General features: G+C 73.1%; 17 protein-coding genes and 2 pseudogenes. 9 read left to right on the forward strand and 10 right to left on the reverse strand.

The window, feature by feature from the left end; translation table 11 throughout:
- Positions 1-4 precede the first annotated feature (4 nt).
- From ABZX40_RS18555 to zapE, 7 genes and pseudogenes are all read right to left on the reverse strand, one after another.
- Entirely contained in the window at positions 5-205 is a 201-nt protein-coding gene (locus ABZX40_RS18555) for a hypothetical protein (RefSeq protein ID WP_355740056.1), read from the reverse strand.
- Positions 206-223: 18 nt separating this feature from the next.
- Positions 224-1093: a polysaccharide deacetylase family protein gene (locus ABZX40_RS18560; RefSeq protein ID WP_355740054.1), complete on the reverse strand. Its 870-nt coding sequence runs from the start codon at positions 1091-1093 to the stop codon at positions 224-226.
- Between the two features lie 15 nt (positions 1094-1108).
- A pseudogene (locus ABZX40_RS18565) lies at positions 1109-1267 on the reverse strand (hypothetical protein); the annotation flags it as partial.
- On the reverse strand, positions 1213-2082 hold the full coding sequence (locus ABZX40_RS18570) for a slipin family protein (RefSeq protein WP_355740052.1): 870 nt from the start codon (positions 2080-2082) through the stop codon (positions 1213-1215). The gene ABZX40_RS18570 and the pseudogene ABZX40_RS18565, both read right to left, overlap by 55 nt.
- 289 nt (positions 2083-2371) lie before the next feature.
- Entirely contained in the window at positions 2372-3880 is a 1509-nt protein-coding gene (locus ABZX40_RS18575; RefSeq protein WP_355740050.1) for a SulP family inorganic anion transporter, read from the reverse strand.
- An 8-nt stretch (positions 3881-3888) separates the two neighbouring features.
- Positions 3889-4470 (reverse strand): carbonic anhydrase, encoded by a 582-nt coding sequence (locus ABZX40_RS18580; RefSeq protein WP_355740048.1) that lies wholly within the window; start codon positions 4468-4470, stop codon positions 3889-3891.
- Between the two features lie 682 nt (positions 4471-5152).
- On the reverse strand, positions 5153-6334 hold the full coding sequence (gene zapE / locus ABZX40_RS18585; protein ID WP_355740046.1) for a cell division protein ZapE: 1182 nt from the start codon (positions 6332-6334) through the stop codon (positions 5153-5155).
- A 37-nt stretch (positions 6335-6371) separates the two neighbouring features.
- Between zapE and ABZX40_RS18590 the strand changes: the two genes are divergently transcribed.
- The 5 genes from ABZX40_RS18590 to ABZX40_RS18610 all read left to right on the forward strand — a co-directional run bounded on the left by ABZX40_RS18590 (position 6372) and on the right by ABZX40_RS18610 (position 11308).
- Positions 6372-7331, forward strand: a complete 960-nt coding sequence (locus tag ABZX40_RS18590) for a pyrimidine reductase family protein (protein WP_355740044.1) — start codon at positions 6372-6374, stop codon at positions 7329-7331.
- 150 nt (positions 7332-7481) lie between these two features.
- A complete protein-coding gene (locus tag ABZX40_RS18595; protein ID WP_355740042.1) occupies positions 7482-7955 on the forward strand; it encodes an indole-3-glycerol phosphate synthase in 474 nt (157 codons plus the stop codon).
- Between the two features lie 173 nt (positions 7956-8128).
- Positions 8129-9520, forward strand: coding sequence for a UDP-N-acetylmuramate--L-alanine ligase (gene murC / locus ABZX40_RS18600; protein WP_355740040.1), 1392 nt, complete (start codon positions 8129-8131; stop codon positions 9518-9520).
- Between the two features lie 31 nt (positions 9521-9551).
- Positions 9552-9956: a peptide-methionine (R)-S-oxide reductase MsrB gene (msrB, locus tag ABZX40_RS18605; protein WP_355740038.1), complete on the forward strand. Its 405-nt coding sequence runs from the start codon at positions 9552-9554 to the stop codon at positions 9954-9956.
- 116 nt (positions 9957-10072) lie between these two features.
- Entirely contained in the window at positions 10073-11308 is a 1236-nt protein-coding gene (locus ABZX40_RS18610; RefSeq protein WP_355740037.1) for a PP2C family protein-serine/threonine phosphatase, read from the forward strand.
- Positions 11309-11472: 164 nt separating this feature from the next.
- Here the strand turns inward: ABZX40_RS18610 and ABZX40_RS18615 are convergent, their stop codons facing one another.
- A complete protein-coding gene (locus ABZX40_RS18615) occupies positions 11473-12504 on the reverse strand; it encodes a lysylphosphatidylglycerol synthase domain-containing protein (protein WP_355740035.1) in 1032 nt (343 codons plus the stop codon).
- 468 nt (positions 12505-12972) lie between these two features.
- Here ABZX40_RS18615 and ABZX40_RS18620 point away from each other — a divergent pair, with 468 nt between their 5' ends.
- Positions 12973-14109 (forward strand): PP2C family protein-serine/threonine phosphatase, encoded by a 1137-nt coding sequence (locus tag ABZX40_RS18620; protein WP_355740033.1) that lies wholly within the window; start codon positions 12973-12975, stop codon positions 14107-14109.
- A gap of 633 nt (positions 14110-14742) precedes the next feature.
- On the opposite strand, the pseudogene ABZX40_RS18625 reads toward ABZX40_RS18620, so the two are convergent.
- Both ABZX40_RS18625 and ABZX40_RS18630 read right to left on the reverse strand, forming a co-directional pair.
- Positions 14743-16179, reverse strand: a pseudogene (locus ABZX40_RS18625) (HAMP domain-containing sensor histidine kinase); the annotation flags it as partial.
- Complete coding sequence (locus tag ABZX40_RS18630) at positions 16176-16868, reverse strand: response regulator transcription factor (RefSeq protein ID WP_355740031.1); 693 nt, start codon at positions 16866-16868, stop codon at positions 16176-16178. The gene ABZX40_RS18630 and the pseudogene ABZX40_RS18625, both read right to left, overlap by 4 nt.
- Positions 16869-17019: 151 nt before the next feature.
- Here ABZX40_RS18630 and ABZX40_RS18635 point away from each other — a divergent pair, with 151 nt between their 5' ends.
- The 3 genes from ABZX40_RS18635 (at position 17020) to ABZX40_RS18645 (ending at position 19911) form a co-directional block, all read left to right on the forward strand.
- On the forward strand, positions 17020-18357 hold the full coding sequence (locus ABZX40_RS18635) for a ferredoxin reductase family protein (protein WP_355740029.1): 1338 nt from the start codon (positions 17020-17022) through the stop codon (positions 18355-18357).
- 83 nt (positions 18358-18440) lie between these two features.
- Positions 18441-19187, forward strand: a complete 747-nt coding sequence (locus ABZX40_RS18640; RefSeq protein WP_355740027.1) for an FMN-binding protein — start codon at positions 18441-18443, stop codon at positions 19185-19187.
- Between the two features lies 1 nt (position 19188).
- Positions 19189-19911 carry an FAD:protein FMN transferase gene (locus ABZX40_RS18645; protein WP_355740025.1) on the forward strand — a complete coding sequence of 241 codons (723 nt, stop codon included), beginning with the start codon at positions 19189-19191 and terminating at the stop codon, positions 19909-19911.
- The last annotated feature ends 75 nt before the right edge of the window (positions 19912-19986 follow it).

Here is a 19986-nt window from a genome sequence, read left to right on the forward strand (position 1 = left end):
CGGGTCAGCCCGAGCAGGCCGTCCGCTGCGCCTCCTGCCACTCGCACACCGGGCACAGCGTGACACCCCGGTACGACTCCGGGTACTCGGTCGGCTCCCGGCACAGCACGCACTCCGCGAACGGCGGCCCGTCGGCCTTCGGCGGGCGGGCCGCGTCGATGAGGCAGTAATCGCGGTCGTCGCCGCCGGTGCGGTCCTCGCTCATGCCTTAAGCGTAGGACCGTCAGGAACGGGCCGTGCCCGAGCCGATCAGCTCGGACACCTTCACGAACCGGTAGCCCTTGGCGCGCAGCTCCGGCACGATCGTCCGGATCGCGTCCTCGGTCACCGGCGCCGCGCTGCGCGTGCAGTGCAGCACCACCACCGACCCGGGCCGCACCCCGTCCAGCACCTGCCGGGCCACCGCGTCCGCGTCCGTCGCGAACGCGTCACCGCTCACCACGTCCCACTGCACCGCCGTGACCCCGGTGGCGCTGAGCGCCCGCAGCGCCCGCCGGTCGTAGCAGCCGCCCGGGAAACGGAAGTACGGCATCGGATCGGGCACCCCGGCCGCGCGGAACGCCGTGAACGCCCGCTCCACATCCGCCGCCATCCGGTCCGGGGCGACGGTCGGCAGGCCGTAGCAGTCGCCGGTGAAGGCGTAGTGGCTGTAGGAGTGGTTGGCGACCTCGAACAGCGGGTCCCGGCCGATCGCGCGGGCCTGCGCCGGGTACTCCTCGGCCCACCGCCCGGTCATGAACACCGTCGACGGCACCTTGAGGCGGCGCAGGGTGGCGACCAGTTCCGGGTTGTCGAAGTGCTCGCCGGAGGCCGCCCGGTCGCCCTGATCGGCGGTCATATCGGCGTCGAAGGTGAGGGCGACGGTCTTGTCCCGGGTGCGGGCGGCGCTGTGGAAGACGGGGGTCAGCCCGCCGGGGCCGGGGGCCAGGGTGGGCGGACGGGAGGGGGCCGAGGGGGCGGGGTGCGCCTTCGGGGCGGCGCCGCCGGAGTCGTCACCGCAGGCGGCGAGGGAGGAGAGCAGGGCGGCGGCCAGGACGCAGGCCGCGAGGGGGCGGTGGGGGCGGGGATACGTTCGCCGGGCAGGGAGGATCATCCGACGAACGTAACGTTACAAATACGATAAATTGCGCATTGTGAGGGGTGTGCGGAGTGTGGGGGGAGGGGCGGGGGCCGATCGGGCTAAGGGCGGGCCCTCGGCGGCAGGGGTGAGGGCTACGGGGAGATTTCCGGGCTCTGCGGCGGGTTCTTCGGTGGGCTCTGCGGTGGGTTCTTCGGTGGGTCCGCCGGTGGGTTCTGCGGTGGGCTCTTCGGCGGGTCCGCCGGTTGCTGCGCCTTCTCCAGGAAGCGCAGGAGTTCCACCGGGAACGGCAGGACCAGCGTCGAGTTCTTCTCCGCCGCCACGGCGACGATCGTCTGGAGCAGCCGGAGCTGGAGCGCGGCCGGGGTGGCCTCCATCTGCTGGGCGGCCTCGGCGAGCTTCTTGGACGCCTGGAGTTCCGCGTCGGCGTTGATGACCCGGGCGCGGCGCTCCCGGTCGGCCTCGGCCTGGCGGGCCATGGAGCGCTTCATCGTCTCCGGCAGGGAGACGTCCTTGATCTCGACCCGGTCGATCTGCACCCCCCAGCCGACGGCCGGGCTGTCGATCATCAGCTCCAGGCCCTGGTTGAGCTTCTCCCGGTTGGAGAGCAGATCGTCCAGCTCGCTCTTGCCGATGATCGACCGCAGGGAGGTCTGGGCCATCTGGGACACCGCGAACTTGTAGTCCTCGACCGTGATGAGCGCGTTCGGCGCGTCCACGACCTTGAAGTACACCACCGCGTCCACACGCACCGTGACGTTGTCGCGGGTGATGCCCTCCTGGGCGGGGATGGGCATGGTCACGATCTGCATGTTCACCCGGTGCAGATGGTCCACGAACGGGACGATCATCGTCAGCCCCGGCCCCCGTACCCCGCCGCGCAGCCGGCCGAGCCGCAGGACCACACCGCGTTCGTACTGCTTGACGACCCGGGCGGCAGAGGCGAGGTACACGGCCCCCACCGAACCGACGGTCGCGAGGGTCACCAGGAGTGCTTCGAGCATCTCGACCTCCTCGTAGTGCGGAGCTACCGAGGTACAGAGGTCCGTTTTCGCCGTCTCTTCAACGATATGCCCGAGGAGGGAGGGGAGGGATAAGGGAGGGGTGAGGGAGGGGTGATCGGCCCTCCGTGATCAGGGAAGGCCGATCAAGGAAGGCCGATCGCCGATCAGGGAAGGCTGGTCAGGGAGGGCTGATCAGGACGGCCAAGGATGAACGCAAAGGCGTGTCCGGCCCGGAGGCGCGAGGGCCCCGGGCCGGACACTCCGATCGCCGGACGGCGTCAGCGCGGGCTCACTGCGCCGTCACCTTCACCGGTTCCGTCCCGGCCGCGCTGTGCCGTTCCGCCCAGTTCTCCAGGGCCGTACGGCAGGCGTGGTCCAGATGGTGCAGCCCGGAGAGGTCCAGCTCCACGGGGCGGTCCTGGGGCAGGGCCTCCAGACTGTCGAGGATCTTCGGCAGCCGCAGGAAGGTCGCGTTGCCCGACAGATACGCCTGGACCGGTCCGGCGCCCTTGTCGACCACCTCCAGCTTGAGGTGGGACGCCTCCCAGGCGGTCTTGGCCACGGACAGCGCCAGCCCGATCAGCACCCCCTCGAACATGTTCACGGCGACGATCGACACCGCCGTGACCACCAGGATCAGGGCCTCGCCGCGGTGCTCCCGCCACAGCGAGCCGATCTGGCGGAACGGGATCAGCTTCCAGCCGGCGTGGACCAGGATGCCGGCCAGCGCGGGTATGGGGATCAGCGCCAGCGCCTGCGGCAGCAGCGCCGCGAAGAGCAGCAGCCAGACGCCGTGCAGCACCCGGGACGCCTTGGTCTTGGCGCCCGCCTGGACATTGGCGGAGCTGCGCACGATGACCGCTGTCATGGGCAGCGCGCCCAGCGCCCCGCACACCGCGTTGCCCGCGCCCTGGGCCATCAGCTCCTTGTCGTACTGGGTGCGCGGCCCGCTGTGCAGCCGGTCCACCGCCGCCGCGCTGAACAGGCTCTCGGCGGAGGCGATCAGGGTGAACGCCAGGACCGTGCCCAGCACCGCCGGGGTGGCCAGCCCGCCGAGCGCGTCCAGCCCAGGCGGCTGGACGGAGTCCAGCAGACCCTGGATCTCGACCGTCGCCACCGGCAGATCGAGCACCAGGGTGACCAGCGTGGCGAGCAGGACGGCGGCCAGCGCGCCCGGCAGGGCCCGAGCCCTGGCCGGAACCCGCCGCCACAGCACCAGCACGGCTATCGTGCCCGCGCCGACGGCCAGCGAGATCAGGGCGCTGGTGCTGCCCAGGGCCTCGACGACGGCCTCCGGGAGGCCGGTGAGCTTGTCCAGGCCGGAGGCCGGGGCGGGCATCCCGGCCGCCGCGTAGAGCTGCCCGGCGATGATCACCAGGCCGATCCCGGCGAGCATGCCCTCCACGACGGAGACCGAGATGGCCCGGAACCAGCGCCCCAGCCTCAGGGCGCCCATCAGGAGCTGGAGGGCGCCCGCCGCGAGCACGATCGCGCCGAGCGCCGCCAGCCCGAACTCCTGGACGGCCTCGAAGACCAGCACGGTCAGACCGGCCGCGGGGCCGGACACCTGGAGGCTGCTGCCCCGCATCATGCCGGTGACGATGCCGCCGACGATGCCGGTGATCAGACCCAGTTCGGCCGGGACACCGGAGGCGACGGCCACGCCGACGCAGAGCGGCAGCGCGACCAGGAACACGACCAGGGAGGCCGCGAAGTCCTGCTTGAGGTGGGGGTACCTGGCCGCAGGGGACGGGGGCAGGGACAGGTGGGGGTCCTGCGAGTGAGGGTTGGGGGTCATCACAGGACTCACAGGGCCTCGAAGGTGTCGGTGGCCGCACGGTGGGCCCGCACGGCACCGGTGTGCACCTCGTAGTACCAGCCGTGCAGGGTGAGCCGGCCCTCGGCCAGCCCGGTCTCCACACACGGATAGGAGCGCAGCCGCAGCAACTGGGCCAGCACATGGTGCTGCACTCCGGCGGCGACGGTGGGATCGGCCGGGTCACCGGAGCGCGGCTCCTCGGCCGCGTGCCCGAGCCAGGCGCGCACGGCGGGTACGGCGTCCAGGTCGTCGCCGCGCACCAGGGCGCCGACGGCGCCGCAGTGGGAGTGGCCGCACACCACGATGTCGCGGACGCCGAGCACTTGGACCGCGTACTCGATGGTGGCCGCCTCGCCGGTGGGCCGCTCGGAGGCGTACGGCGGGACGATGTTGCCCGCGGTGCGCAGCTCGAACAGCTCGCCGGGGCGGGCGCCCGTGATCAGGGCCGGGACGACCCGGGAATCGGAGCAGGTGATGAACAGCACCTGGGGGGACTGGCCTTGGGCCAGCTGGGCGAACTCCTCAGGGCGTTGTCCGAACGTACGGGCGTTGTCGATGAGGGGCTGCATGGTTCGTGTCTCCTCCTGGCGCGCGCTGTGGGGGGTGCGCGTCGGACTTACGGGACGGGGGGAGGGGATGTCCGCCCGCGCCCTCGGAAAGAGAGGGGGAGGGCGGAGGGTTCCTCTCGGCCGGTGAGCGGGGTTGGTCCCGCTCAGCGGCTCGGTGAGTTCGGTGAACTCGGTATGGACGGCCGTCTCGGTGGATTGCCGGGCCAGGCATTGGCCTCGGTTTGACGGACCGTGTGCACGGTCGCGAATCTCACCGCGAACGCGGAGAGCCGGGGCGCGCGGGGCAGGACGGAACCCGGCGACTGTGCCGTATCACCCGTCTTACCTCGCACTTACGCCCCTTTACGCGCCCCATACACAGACCAACGGTTGGTCAATTGCTGGTCAAGAAACACGTTAACCCTGCGAAGTTGTTTGCAGGGTTAACTCCGCGTTTCGGGTGGGAGAGAGCCTCAAAAGTGCGGGTCGGCTGGCGTGATACTGCCCTTGATCGCGTGTCGCGGGCGGGCGGCGACGCCCTCGGCGGCGTGTCGCGAGGGTACGGACCCGCCGCTGGGCACGGGGTACGGGCGGGTTCCCGAACGGACGACCGGGAGTTCAGCCGGAGGGTGGATCAGAGTTCGGCCGGAGGGGGGGAGATCAGGGTTCGGCCGGAGGGGGCGAGGATGCGGGGGAAGGGGCGTCAACCAGCCGTGGTGAGGGCGCGGCCGTCGCGGGCCAGCGCGGTGAGGCGGGAGATCGCCCGGAAGTACTTCTTGCGGTAACCGCCGTTGAGCATCTCGTCGTTGAACAGCCGGTCGAACGGCAGCCCCGACGCCAGCACCGGCACCTCCCGGTCGTACAGCCGGTCGGCGAGGACCACCAGGCGCAGCGCCGTCGACTGGTCGGGAACCGGCCGGACATCCGTCAGACAGACCACCGCCACCCCGTCCGTCAGCGCCCCGTAGCGGCTGGGGTGCACCCGGGCCAGATGCTCCAGCAGAGCGGGGAAGGCGTCGAGGGAGGCGCCGGGCGTGGTGTACGCCGTCTTGGTGACGACCTCGTCGGAGTACGGCGCCGGGGCCTCGGGCAGACCGCGGTGGCGGTAGTCCTCGCCGTCGATGCGCAGGGCGCGGAAGTGCGCGGACAGGCCCTGGATCTCGCGCAGGAAGTCGGCGGCGGCGAACCGGCCCTCACCGAGCTTGCCGGGCAGGGTGTTGGAGGTGGCGGCGAGCGCGACACCCGCGTCCACCAGCTTGCCCAGCAGGGTGGAGACCAGGACGGTGTCGCCCGGGTCGTCGAGCTCGAACTCGTCGATGCAGAGCAGCCGATGGCCGGAGAGCGTCTGCACGGTCTGCTGGAAGCCCAGGGCGCCCACCAGGTTCGTCAGCTCCACGAACGTGCCGAACGCCTTGCGGTCGGGCTCGGCCGGGGTGGCGTGCCAGAGGGAGGCCAGGAGATGGGTCTTGCCGACGCCGTAGCCGCCGTCGAGATAGACCCCGAGGGGGCTGCCACCGGCGGTGGCCGACTGCCGGGCACCCTTCGCCCTACCGTTCGCCTTCGCGCCGCCGCCCGTCCTTCCGCCGCCGCTCGCCGCCCTCGCCCGGCCGAAGCCGAGGAAGCCGCGGCGGGCACCGACCGATCCGGGGGTTCCGGTGAGCCCGGCCGCGAACCGCTCCAGCACCTGGACGGCCTCGGTCTGGCTGGGCTGGTCCGGGTCGGGGAGGTAGGTCGCGAACCGCACCGAGTCGAAGCGGGGCGGCGGGACCATCTCGGCGACCAGCCGGTCCGCGGGGACGCGCGGCTCACGGGCGCACAGGGACAGCGGGGCCGCGTCGGCTATCGGACCGGGGCCGGGGGCGGGGGCGGCGGGGGAGGACGACACGGTTCACCATGGTAGGCGGCGTGGAACACTGCTCGGCATGCGACGCCTGTTCCCTGTGACCGACCAGACACCGACCGCCGCGCGGGGCGGTGCCCCCGGGGAGGGGGTGGACGGAGGGACCGGCGAGTGGAGCCTCGACGCCCTCGCCGACGCGTATGCCTATCCGGGGGGCCTGGAGCGCGCTGAGCGCCTGGAGCCCGCCGAGCGCCTGGAGCGCGCCGAGCACTCTGAGGGCCCCGAACGCCCGGAGGGCCCGAAGCATCGGGAGGGCTCGGAGCATCGGGAGGGCCCGGAGCATCCGGAGGGCTCGGAGCCCCCCGCGGTCCCGGCACCCTCCGTCTGGCTGCGGGCCAACATGGTCTCCACCCTCGACGGCGCCGCCCAGCACGAGGGCCGGTCGCAGCCGATCTCCCATCCCGCGGACATGCGCGTCTTCGGCACCCTGCGGGCGCTGGCGGATGCCGTGGTCGTCGGCGCAGAAACGGTACGCCAGGAGCAGTACCGCCCGGCCCGCGCGCGGACCGAGTTCGCGGCCCGGCGTGCCGCCGCCGGACAGGCGCCGGTGCCCGCCATCGCCGTGGTCTCGGCCAGTCTCGACCTGGACTTCTCGCTGCCGCTGTTCACCTCGCCGCTGGTGCCCACGCTGGTGCTCACCGGGGCCGCCGCACCGGCGGAGCGGATCGCGGCGGCCGAGCGGGCCGGGGCCCTGGTGGTGATCGCCGGGGACGGTGCCGGGGTGGACCCCGCGCGGGCCGTGGCGGCGCTGGGCGAGCGGGGGTACCGGCGGCTGCTGACCGAGGGCGGGCCGCGGCTGCTGGGGCAGTTCGTGGCGGCCGGGGTGCTGGACGAGCTGTGCCTCACGGTGGCGCCGCTGCTCACCGCGGGGGACGCGCAGCGGATCGCCGGGGGGCCCGGGGTGACCGTACCGGCCCGTTTCGAACTGGTGTCCCTGCTGGAGGAGGCCGGGTTTTTGTTCGGTCGTTACCGTCGGCCGTAAATCAGCGGAATCTGCCGTTCCGTTTACCTTCCGGTGGGCACACTAGACAGGCAGTACCCGTGCGATCACGGGGCAGGATGGTTTCCGCAGGGCCCTGAGCGGCCCACGCAGGACGGAGGGCTTCGAGCCCTCGAACAGAAGGGGCGTCTGGTGTTCACAAGCGTTTTGATGATCGAGAAGGCCCTGACGTCCGCCGACGTGGAGTTCGTCACGACCCTGCACGGGGACGAGTCGGTCGCCTTCCACGTCCTTCTCCAGCCGCGGGGGGATCAGGCGGACCGGCTGCTGCGGGCCATCGACGACCTCGCGCTCGGCGAACTCGACGAGGCGGCGCGGGAGCGGGAGACCCCGGAGGGGGCGCAGGCGCGGGGCGAGGGGCAGCAGGCGCTGGATGTCTCCCTCCAGGCGCTGCGGACGTCGGGGAGCGCGGCGGAGGGGCGACTGATCGAGAACCATCCGCTGGACGAGCTGAAGCGGCTGGTGGAGGAGATCGGGGCGGACGAGGTGATCGTGCTGACCGATCCCCACTATGTGGAGGAGTTCTTCCACCGGGACTGGGCGTCCCGGGCGCGGCACAAGGTGGGGGTGCCGGTGCTGAAGCTGTTCTCGCACAGCAAGGTGTAGGGGGCGGGTGAATGGGGGTTCTGGGGTTGTTCGCCGGGTTCAGGTGGTTTGTGGCTGGTCGCGCAGTTCCCCACGCCCCTGGCGGCATCAGGGGCGCCCCCAGCTGGATAGGCTGAACGCGATTTCCGCACCCGTAACCCGTAACTGCACGTAACTGCACGAGGAGTACACGCATGGCACCCGGTATCCCCCAGGCCATGGAGCGGCCCCACTTCATCGGGATCGGCGGGGCCGGGATGTCCGGGATCGCGAAGATCCTCGCGCAGCGCGGGGCCGCCGTCGCCGGGAGTGATGCCAAGGAGTCGGCGACCGCCGAGGCGCTGCGCGGGTTCGGGGCCGTGGTGCACATCGGGCACGCGGCCGGGCATCTCGCGGACGACGCCAGCGGTGTCGTGGTGTCGTCGGCGATCCGGGCGGACAACCCGGAGCTGGTGCGCGCGGCCGAGCTGGGCATCCCCGTGGTGCACCGGTCGGACGCGCTGGCCGCGCTGATGACCGGGCTGCGCCCGATCGCGGTCGCCGGGACGCACGGCAAGACCACCACCACCTCGATGCTGGCCGTCTCCCTGACCGAGCTGGGGCTGAAGCCGTCGTACGCGATCGGCGGGGACCTGGACGCGCCCGGCTCGAACGCGCTGCACGGCGACGGCGAGATCTTCGTGGCCGAGGCGGACGAGAGCGACCGCAGCTTCCACAAGTACGCCCCCGAGGTCGCCATCGTCCTCAATGTCGAGCTGGACCATCACGCGAACTACGCCTCGATGGAGGAGATCCACGACTCCTTCGTCACCTTCGCCGACCGGATCACCGAGGGCGGCACCCTGGTGATCGCGGCCGACCAGGAGGGCGCCCGGGAACTGACCCGCCGGCTGGCCGGGCGGGATCTGCGGGTGGTGACGTACGGGGAGTCCGCGGACGCCGCCGTGCGGATCACCTCGATCGTGGCGCAGGGGCTGACCAGCGAGGTCACGGTGGTGATCGACGGGGCCGAGCTGACCTTCACGGTCTCCGTGCCCGGCCGTCACTACGCGCACAACGCCGTCGCCGCGCTGGCCGCGGGGGTGGCGCTCGGGGTGCCGGCCGGGGAACTGGCCGCCGCGCTCGGCGCCTACACGGGCGTCAAGCGGCGCCTCCAGCTCAAGGGCGAGGCGGCGGGCGTCCAGGTGATCGACTCCTACGCCCATCACCCCACCGAGATGACCGCCGATCTGGAGGCCATGCGGGCGGCGGCCGGGGACGGCCGGATCCTGGTCCTCTTCCAGCCGCATCTGTTCTCCCGCACCCAGGAACTCGGCAAGGAGATGGGCGACGCCCTCGCGCTCGCCGACGCCTCCGTCGTGCTGGACATCTACCCGGCCCGCGAGGACCCGCTCCCCGGGGTCACCAGCGAGCTGATCATCGAGGCCGCCCGCGCGGCCGGTGCCGAGGTCACCGCCGTGCACGACAAGGGCGAGGCCCCGGCCGTGATCGCGGGAATGGCGAAGCCCGGCGATCTCGTTCTCACCATGGGCGCGGGCGATGTCACCGACCTGGGCCCGATCGTGCTGGACCACCTGTCGAAATAGCCGAGGTAGTCGAGGTAAGGGGCTGAAGGTCATGTCGTACGACGTCGAGAAGCCGGACGAGGAGTGGCGCGCGGAGCTGAGCCCGGCGGAGTACGCGGTGCTGCGCCAGGCCGGTACCGAGCCCGCGTTCACCGGTGAGTACACCGACACCAAGACCCAGGGTGTCTACTCCTGTCGCGCCTGCGGGGCCGAGCTGTTCACCTCCGCCACCAAGTTCGAGTCGCACTGCGGCTGGCCGAGTTTCTTCGATCCGAAGGACACGGACGCCGTGGAGCTGATCGCCGACCGTTCGCACGGGATGGTGCGGACCGAGGTGCGCTGTGCGCGCTGCGGCTCGCATCTCGGGCATGTGTTCGAGGGTGAGGGGTATCCGACCCCGACGGACCAGCGGTACTGCATCAACAGCATCTCGCTGCGGCTGACGCCGGAGGTGTGAGGGCGGGCGGAGGTGTGAGGGCGCCGGCCCTTCGTGAGTGATCGATACCGATCGACGGGAACCAGGTAACCCCCGCGTTACCCGCGTCCGCGCGCCCTCCTCCTACAGTGGTGCGCGTGGCGCGATCGTTCGAATCGTTGCAGGGGCCGGCCACGGTGGGCCCGACCGGTGCCGGTGCGTCCCGGGACGGCGGCGCACCTCCCCCGCTGAGCCTGCTGAGCCCGGTCGTGGCACGGATCGGCACCACCCTCGACGCGGCGACCACCTGCGCCGAACTGGCCCGGGAGACCGCCGCGCTGCTGGGCGCCGCCGCCGGGGTGCTGCGCACCCACGAGGATTCCGGGCCCGCGTACACGGCCGTCGGCGGCAACGCCGACCTGCTCCCCGGGCCCGGTGCCGTCCTCCCGGCCGCGCGACACGCCCCCGGCGAGGCCCTGACCCCGGGCACCGGCCCCCGGCCCGTCCTGGTCGTCCCGCTCGCCGCGCACGGACACCGCTACGGGCTGCTGGTCTGCGCCCGGGAGGCCGGTGAGGGGGCGGCTTTCGGCCACGCCGATACCGAGGTGGCCGCCTTCCTCGCCGAGCGCGCCGCCGCGACGCTCCGGCACGCGCGCGAGTACGACGCCGTCGGCGCCGTCGTCGGCCGGCTCCAGCGCGCCCTGCTCGCCGAGCCCGGCCGCCCCCACCCCAACCTGGAGGTCGCCCTGCGCTATCTGCCGGTGGGCCGACGGGCCCTGGTGGGCGGCGACTGGTGCGAGACGGTACGGCTGCACTTCGGGCGGACACTGCTGGTCGTCGGCGATGTCATGGGGCACGGCCTGGAAGCGGCCGTGGACATGGCGGCGTACCGCTCCTCACTGCGCTACATCGCCTCCGCCGATCTGCCGCCGCACCGGGTGCTGCGCCAGTTGGACGACCTCGCCGCGCGCGAGCCGGACCTGCGTCCGGCAACCTGTCTGATCGCCCGGACGGACCCGGTGCGGGGGCTGGTGAACCTGGCCTCCGCCGGGCATCCGCCCCCGGCCCTGATCGGCACCGACGGCCGGGTCTCGCTGCTGGACGTACCGGTCGGCCCGCCGCTCGGCACCGGCCACGGCGGCTATGAACCGGCCACCCATCGGCTGGCGCCCGGCCAGACGCTGCTGCTGTTCACCGACGGGTTGATCGAGCGCCGAAACGAGGACATCGACCACTCCCTGGCCCGGCTCACCGGGCTGGACTTCCGGCCCGGCACGGGCATGGAGGACATGCTCGACACGGTCCTGGCCCGCCTCGACGCCCGCGAGGCGGAGGACGACGTGGCGGTGCTGGCGGCGCGGCTGGGGGCACGGGCGGGCGGGACGGGGTTCTGAGCTTCCCGGGTTCTGGGCATTCCGGGTTCTGAGCTTCCCGGGTTCTGGGGGCATTCCGGGTTCCGGGCATCCCGGGTTCTGGGCATTCCGGGCGGGCCACCGCCGTACGGCACCTTGCGCTGTGCGATACCGCCGCACAGCACCTTGCGCTGTGCGGTGGTGCCTCACAGCACCTTCCGCTGCACCAGCGCCGACAGCACCAGCGCCCCCGGCAGCAGCGGGATCCACACCGTCAGGACGCGGTAGCCGATGATCGTGGCGGTGGCGAGGCCGACCGGGGCGCCGAACGCGGTCATGGTGAACACCATCGCCGCGTCCAGCGGGCCGATCCCGCCCGGCGCGGGCACCGCGCCCACCGCCGTGCTCGCGATCAGCAGCGCGAACACCACCTGCGCCCAGGACAGCGGCAGCCCCAGCGCGAAGCCGACCGCGGCGATCACACTGCCCTGGAGCAGCGGGGTGGCCGCGGCACCCAGCCACAGCGGCAGATAGCGGCTCGGCCGGGTGTGCAGCACCCGCGCGTCGGTCAGGGCGGTCCCCAGGAAGCCGGTCACCGGGCGGCGCAGCGACGGGACGACCGCGAGGAGGACGACGGTCGTGGTCAGGGCCGCCGCGAGCCCGCCCGCTATCAGCACCAGGGTCCAGGTGTCGGGCAGCAGCTCGCCGAAGTGCAGCATGTCGGGGAAGGCGATCAGGAAGACCAGCAGCACCGCGGTCTTGGCGACCGGCTTGACCAGCGAGTACAGCGCCAGGGACGCGGTGCCCCGGGCCAGCGGGATGCCCTGGCGCTGGAGGAAACGCAGGGTGACCGCGTGCGCGCCGATGCTCGCCGGGAGGACGTGGTTGGCGGCGCCCGCGGCGAACTGCGAGGCCAGCAGCAGCCCCGGCGGCAGCCGCTCGGGCAGCGCGCCCTGCCGGACACAGGCGGCGGCCACCCAGCCCAGGCCGGTGAAGACACCGGCGATCAGCAGCCAGGCGGGGTCGGCGGAGGCGAGCCGGGCGGCACCGTCGTACATGGACCGCCAGTCGACCACCGCCCAGGCACCGATCAGCAGCAGTGGCAGCACACTGATCGCGAGCCGGACGGCCCGTGCCACGGCGGGGGAGCGCAGACCGGTGGGGGCGGGCGGGGTGGCCGGGGGCGGGCCCGTGGCGGGGGCGGGCTGGGGCAGCCCGTCGAGCGGCATCAGCGTCACGGCGTTCGTCGTCCTTCCGCATCACGCCCGGCAGTGAGGGGGGCGGACGGATGCAAGGCGAGCGGGGAGGCGGGGGACGGGGCGACCCGGTCGGGGGACCGGGATGGGGACCGGGTGGGGAGCGGGGCCGGGGACCCCAGGGAAAGGTCCCCGCTCGGTGTGACGGACGGGTGTCCAGGAGCCGACGAAGCGCGGGCGGACGGGCGACACGGCCTCGGGTGCCGTGGCGTTGCGCCGGTCCGCCACGGAGGTCATCCCCGCGGGCACGCCGTGCCACACCCCACCCGATGGCCCATTGGTGCGGGTCTGCCGGGATTCTGTGCGTTCCGCCAAGTGATTTGCCACCCTTTAGGTGTGTGCGGTGTATCACGCTGGCTGCGGTCGGTCCGAAGACCCCCGTCCGCCGGGCGGAACAGGGCGGGAGGCGGGGCGCCTCCGCCCGGTGCCGTCGGGGCCGGGCGGCTCGCCGTGCTGCGCGTGGTCATGGCCGGGATCGGGACCACCCTGGACGAGGTCACCACCTGCGAGGAACTGACCCGGGGCGCCGCCGCGCACATCGGCTGCACGGCGGCGGTCCTGCGGATCCCGGGGGAGAGCGGCACCGGCCCCGGGTACGAGGCGGTCAACGGCGACCCGTCCCTGCTGCCCGACACGCGCTGGGCCGCCGCCACGGCCGCGCGCGGTACCGGGGGCGACGGGCACCGGGCGTTCTGGGCGGGCGCCCGGCCCGCGCTCAGCCTGCCGCTGGCCTCCGGCGAGCAGCACTTCGGCGTCCTGGTGTGCGCCCGCAGCGGCCTGCCCTTCATCCGCCACGAGGCCGAGGCCCTCGCCCTCCTCGCCGAACGCGCCGCCTCCCACATCCGGCACGCCCGCGAACACCACCGGGTCAGCCATGTCGTCGGCGACCTCCAGCGGGCGCTGCTCGCCGAGCCGGGCCGCCCGCACCCCAACCTCGATGTCGCCATCCGCCATCTCCCGGCCGGGAAACGGGCCCTGGTCGGCGGCGACTGGTGCGAGACGGTACGACTGCACTTCGGGCGGACGCTGCTGGTCGTCGGGGACGTGATGGGGCACGGGGTGGAGGCCGCCGTCGACATGACCGCCTACCGGCAGTCCCTGCGGGTCATCGCCTCCGCCGATCTGCCCCCGCACCGGGTGCTGCGCCAGCTCGACGACATCGCCGCCGGGGAGCCCGACCGGCGCCCGGCCACCTGTCTGATCGCCCGGGTCGATCCGGTGCGCGAGCAGATCACGCTGGCCAGCGCCGGGCATCTGCCGCCCGCCGTGATCGGCGGCGACGGCCGCACCACCCTGCTGGAGGTGCCGGTCGGCCCGCCGCTGGGCACGGGACTCGGCGGCTACGAGGCGGTCACCTACCCGCTGGACCCGGCCCGCACCCTGCTGCTGTTCACCGACGGGCTGGTCGAGCGTCGGGACGAGGACATCGACCACTCCCTGAACCGCCTGGCCGCGGTCCGCTTCACCGGCACGGAGGACGTGGACTCCATCCTGGACACCGTCCTGACCCGCCTGGACGCGGCCCACGCGGAGGACGACGTGGCCCTACTGGCGGCGAGCCTGCGCGGGCGGAGCGCCGAGACATGACGGCTCCGGCCCCGCCCACCGTTCAGCGTGAGGTCGAGCCCGAGTGCTGGGGCAACGGGCGCTCGGCCCGCGCGGGTGCGGACGCCTCCGGCGAGGGCCCCGTGGATGACCCCGGCGTGCCCTGGGCGCCGGGCGCACCCTGAGTGACTGGCGCACCCGGTGCCCTCGGAGTACCCGGCCCACTCGGCGTGCCCGAGGTACCGGGCGCCCCCCGAGTGCCCGGCGCCCCCTGCGTGCCCGGCTCACCGGGCGTGCCCGGCCCGCCGTTCAGCGTGAGGTCGAGCCCGAGTGCTGGGGCAACGGGCGCTCGGCCCGCGTGGGTGGGTGTGCGGGTGCGGACGCCTCCGGCAACCCCGTGGAAGGCCCCGGCGTGCCCTGAGCGCCCTGCGTGCCCGGACCGCTCGGCGCACCCTGAGTGACTGGCGCACCCGGTGCCCTCGGAGTGCCGGGCGCACCCGGCGTGCCCGAGATACCGGGCGTGCCCGGCGTCCCCCGACTGCCCTGCGTACCCGGCGCCCCCTGCGTACCCGCCCCACCCGGCAAGCCCTGACCACCCCGCCCACCCGGCACCCCAAGAGCGCCCGACGCCCCCGGACCGTCCGGACCGGCCGCCCCGTCCTGCGCAACCCCCCGCAAAGGCAGCCGTACCCGGAAAACCGTCTCCCCTGGAGTGCTCGTCAGTTCGATTCTGCCGCCGTGGGCCCGGATCAGGGCGGCTGCCACCGACAGGCCCAGGCCGCTGCCGCCGCGGTCGCGGGTGCGGGCCTTGTCGACGCGGTAGAAGCGGTCGAAGACCCGTTCCCGGTCGGCGGCCGGGATTCCCGGGCCGCTGTCGGTGACGGTCACCAGGGCCTCGCCGGGTGTCACCGTCACCCCGATCGCCACCCGGGTTCCCGCAGGGGTGTGGACGGCGGCGTTGGCCAGGAGGTTGTCCAGGACCTGGCGCAGCCGCTGGGCGTCCACCGGGAGGCGGACCGGGTCCGGGCCGGTCGTCACGGTGAGCGGATGGTCCGGGCGGGTCGCCTCGAACGCGTCCGCCGCCTGCCGGACCAGCTCCACCAGATCCGTCGGCGCCAGCCGTACCGGCGCCTCCACCTCCGCCGCGTCCAGCCGGGCCAGCATCAGCAGATCGTCCAGCAGGACACCCATCCGGGCGGCCTCGGCGCGCAGCCGGGAGAGATGCTTGTCGCGTTCCTCCGGCGCGTTCGCCGGGGCGTACTGGAAGAGGTCCGCGTATCCGCGCACCGACATCAGCGGGGTGCGCAGTTCGTGCGAGGCGTCCGCGACGAACCGGCGCAGCCGCTGCTCGGCCTCCGCCCGTACCGCCAGGGAGTCGTCGATGTGCTCCAGCATCGTGTTGAACGCGGTGCGCAGTTCCTCCACCTCCGGGCCGCCGCCCCGCCGGTCCGCGCGCAGCGGCAGCCGGGCCGCGGACTCGGTCAGATCGTGCGAGGTGATGCCGTGCGCGGTGGACGCCATGTCGCTCAGCGGCTTCAGCCCGCGCCGCAGCATCCGCCGCCCGAACACCACCAGCGCCAGCAGCGCCACCGCGAACGCGATGACCTGGACGGTGATCAGCCGGGTGACGGTGTTCTCGATGCCGTCCCTCGGCGCCGCCGTCACCAGCACCACTCCCGGCTCCACCTCGCAGGCCCGCAGCCGGTAGCTGCCCCGGTCCTCGATGGAACGGGTGGCGTAGAGGTCCTTGACGTCGCCGTCGCTGAAGCGGGCCGCCAGCGCGGTGAAGGCGCTGCTGTCGTTCGGGAGGGCGGCGGGCGAGCGCGCCTCGGGGGTCCCGCCGGAGACGTCGTACACCGCCTGGTACCAGCCGATGTACGTCTCGCGCTGGACGGCGCCGTGCTTGACGGCGTCCTCGGCCTGCACCACCTGCGCCGACTCCATCTGACCGGAGAGCTGGGTCTCCAGGTAGTCGTGCATGTACGTGGTCAGTACCGTGCCGACCACGGCGAAGACCACCAGCGACAGCGCGCCCAGGCCCAGCGCCAGCCGGGTGCCCAGGCGCAGCCGGTCGTACGCCTGCCGCAGCCGGCCGCCCGGTGCGCGGCTCACTCGGCGGCCTGCTTGATGACGTACCCGAAGCCGCGGACCGTGTGGATCAGCGGGTCGCCGCTGTCGTCGTCCAGTTTGCGGCGCAGCCTGCTGACCACCAGTTCCACCACGTTCGACCGCCCTCCGAAGCCGTACTCCCAGACATGGTCCAGGATCTGGGCCTTGGTGAGAACCGTGGGGGAGCGGCGCATCAGATAGCGCAGCACCTCGTACTCGGTGGGGGTGAGGGTGAGCGACTTCTCGCCGCGGCGCACCTCACGGGTGTCCTCGTCCATCGTCAGATCGCCGACCCGCAGCACCGAGCGCTGGAAGCCGGGGCCCGCGCTGCGCCGCAGCACCGTCCGCAGCCGGGCCATCAGCTCCTCCACCGCGAACGGTTTGACCAGGTAGTCGTCCCCGCCCCGGGTCAGCCCCGCGACCCGGTCGGCGACGCCGTCCCGGGCGGTGAGGAACACCACCGGCACCATCGTCCCGGAGCGGCGCAGCCGGTCCAGCACGCCGAAGCCGTCCACATCGGGCAGCATCAGATCCAGCACCACGATGTCGGGCTGGAACTCACCGGCCAGCCGCAGCGCGTCCTCGCCGGAGTTGGCCGTCATCGCGTCCCAGCCCTCGTAGCGCGCCACGGTCGCCACCAGGTCCGCGATCGGCGGGTCGTCGTCCACGACCAGCACTCGAACTTTGTCCACGCGTCCATACTGCGGCACCGGGCCGTCCGCGCCAGACCCCGGTGAAGATCCGGCGGCGATCGATAATCACTTGAAAGTGGTCCGACAGGGGATCGACAGCTCCCGCCCGGCAAGCTCGGGATACCGAGCCCCGATCAAGGAGTTGCCCTCCGTGACGACCGTCGCATCCCATCGCGCCCCCACCACGGGTGTACGGCCGAAAGTCGTGGCCCGCACCGGCCTGTACGCCGCCCTCGCCGCCAACGCGGCCATCGTCGCGTACTTCTTCGTCCAGGGCGGATTCGCCTCCAACGCGCTGATCGTGCTGGGCCGCCTCACCGGCCTCTACGGCGCCCTGCTGATGGCGTTCCAGCTGCTGCTGGTGGCCCGGCTGCCCTGGCTGGACCGCCGGATCGGCATGGACCGGCTGACCTCCTGGCACCGCTGGACCGGCTTCGCCCTGCTGTGGCTGCTGCTCGGGCACGTCGTCTTCATCGTCCTCGGCTACGCCCAGCCGGCCGGTCTGGACCCGGTCAACCAGCTCGTCGACCTCGCCGAGACCGTCGAGGGCGTGCTGCGGGCGATCGTCGCGCTCGTCCTGATCATCCTGGTCGGCGCGGTCTCCGCCCGCTGGGCCCGGCGCCGCCTCGCCTACGAGACCTGGCACTTCATCCACCTCTACACCTATCTCGCGGTGGTCCTCGCCTTCACCCACCAGGTCGCCGCCGGTACGTCGTTCGCCTCCTCGTCCCTGGCGACCGCCTACTGGTACCTGCTGTGGGGCGGCGCGCTCGGCGCGGTCGTCGTCGGCCGGGCGGTGCTGCCGCTGTGGCGGAACTGGCGCCACCGGCTGGTCGTCACCGCCGTCGTCCCCGAGTCGGACAACGTCGTCTCCGTCTATATGACCGGCCGCGATCTGGACCGGCTGCCCGCCCGCGCCGGACAGTTCTTCCTGTGGCGGTTCCTCACCCGCGACCGCTGGTGGCAGGCCAACCCGTTCTCCCTGTCCGCCGCGCCCGACGGCCGCACCCTGCGCCTGACCGCCAAGGCCGCCGGGGACGGCAGCGCCTCGCTGCGCCACCTCAAGCCCGGCACCCGCGTCTTCGCCGAGGGCCCCTACGGCGCCTTCACCGCCCTGCACCGCACCCGCCCGGACGCGGTCCTGATCGCCGGCGGCGTCGGCGTCACCCCGATCCGCGCCCTGCTGGAGGAGCTGCCCGGCCACGCCGTCGTCCTCTACCGGGTCGCCAGCGACAAGGACGCCGTCCTCTACGACGAGCTGCGCGGCCTGGCCCTGGACCGGGGTGCCGAGCTGCACCTGGTCACCGGCCCGGTCAGGCCCGACCCGCTGGCCCCCGAGTCCCTCGCCCGGCTCGTCCCGGACATCGCCGGACGTGATGTGTTCGTCTGCGGTCCGCCCGGGATGACCACGGCCGTCATCGGCCATCTCAAGACCCTGGGCGTACCGAAGCAGCAGGTCCACTTCGAGCGCTTCAGCCTGGCGGGCTGACCCACCACCCGCGGGTTCGTCAGCGCGCGGGCCCGACCCGGCCGCCCCCACCGACCGAGCCGACGACAAGGAAACGATCGATCGTGAAGCGAGTACTGCCCGTCCTGGCCCTCACCGTGGCCGGACTGATCCCGGTGTGGCGCTACGCCCCCTCCCATGACACCGGCTCCACCGTCGTGACCGCCCCGGCGCCCGTCCCCTCCGCGACCGCGGCGGGTGGTGGCAGCACCGTGTTCACCGGGCCGACCGTCGACACCGAGAAGGGCCCGGTCCAGGTCGAGGTGACCTTCGACGGGGACACCATCAGCGCCGTGCGGATGCTCCAGCAGCCCGACCATCCGCAGACCGAGGCGGCCGTCCCGACCCTGATCGAGGAGACGCTCTCGGCGCAGAGCGCCGACATCGACACCGTCTCCGGCGCCACCCTCACCAGCGACGCCTACCGGGAGTCGTTGCAGGCCGCCCTGGACGCGCAGGCCGCGGAGGCGGACGCACCGGCCGATGAACCCGCCGCCGATGAACCCGCCGCCGATGAACCCGCCGCCGACGAACCGGCCGCCGAGCCCGTCAGTGAGACGCTCGCCGGGCCGACGGTCAACACCGAGAAGGGCCCGGTCCAGGTCGAGGTGACCTTCGACGGGGACACCATCAGCGCCGTGCGGATGCTCCAGCAGCCCAACCACCCGCAGACCACGGCCGCCGTGCCGCAGCTGATCGAGGACACCCTCTCCGCGCAGGGCGCCGACATCGACACCGTCTCCGGCGCGACCATCACCAGCGACGCCTACAAGCAGTCCCTCCAGGCCGTGCTCGACGCGAAGGGCGTCTGACATGCACCGGGTCGAGCAGGTGATGGGCTTCCCGGTCTCGCTGCGGATCGACGACGAGAGCGTGCCGGACGGGCTCGGCGACGCGGTGTTCGGCTGGCTGCGCGAGGTCGACCGGCGGTTCAGCCCGTTCCGCCCGGACAGCGAGGTCTGCCGGCTCGACCGGGGTGAGCTGGGGCCGGACGACATCAGCGCCGACCTCGCCGAGGTGCTGTTCCTGTCCGAGCGGTACCGGGCCGAGACCGGCGGCGCGTTCGACGTACGGCTGCCGGGGCGCGGGCTCGATCCCTGTGCGGTGGTGAAGGGCTGGTCCGTGCAGCGGGCGGCGGGGCTGCTGCGCGAGGCCGGGGTGCGCAGGTTCTGTCTGAACGCCGGGGGCGATGTGGTCGCCGCCGGGGGACCGTGGCGGGTGGGGGTGCGCCACCCCGAGATCGCGGACCAGGTGTGTGTGGTGCTGGAGATCGAGGAGGGCGCGGTGGCCACCTCGGCACGCTACGAGCGCGGCGACCACATCCTCGACGGCCGCACCGGGCGGCCCGCGACCGGCCTGCTGAGCCTGACGGTGGTGGCGCCCACCCTGACGGAGGCGGACGTCACGGCCACCGCCGCGTTCGCGCTGGGCGCCGACGGCATCGCCTGGGCCGCCGGACGCGCGGGGTGCGAGGTGTTCGCGGTGGACGGGGAGCGCCGGGTGCGCAGGAGCGCGGGGCTGCCGGTCGCGGCGTGAGTTCGCGCACGGGGCGGGTCGCAGCGCGAATCCCCGCCCCGGCCGGGGAATCCGTGCGGCCGATCGGGAATCCGA

The organism is Streptomyces sp. NPDC004610 (genome assembly GCF_040609715.1).
Taxonomy (GTDB): Bacteria; Actinomycetota; Actinomycetes; order Streptomycetales; family Streptomycetaceae; genus Streptomyces.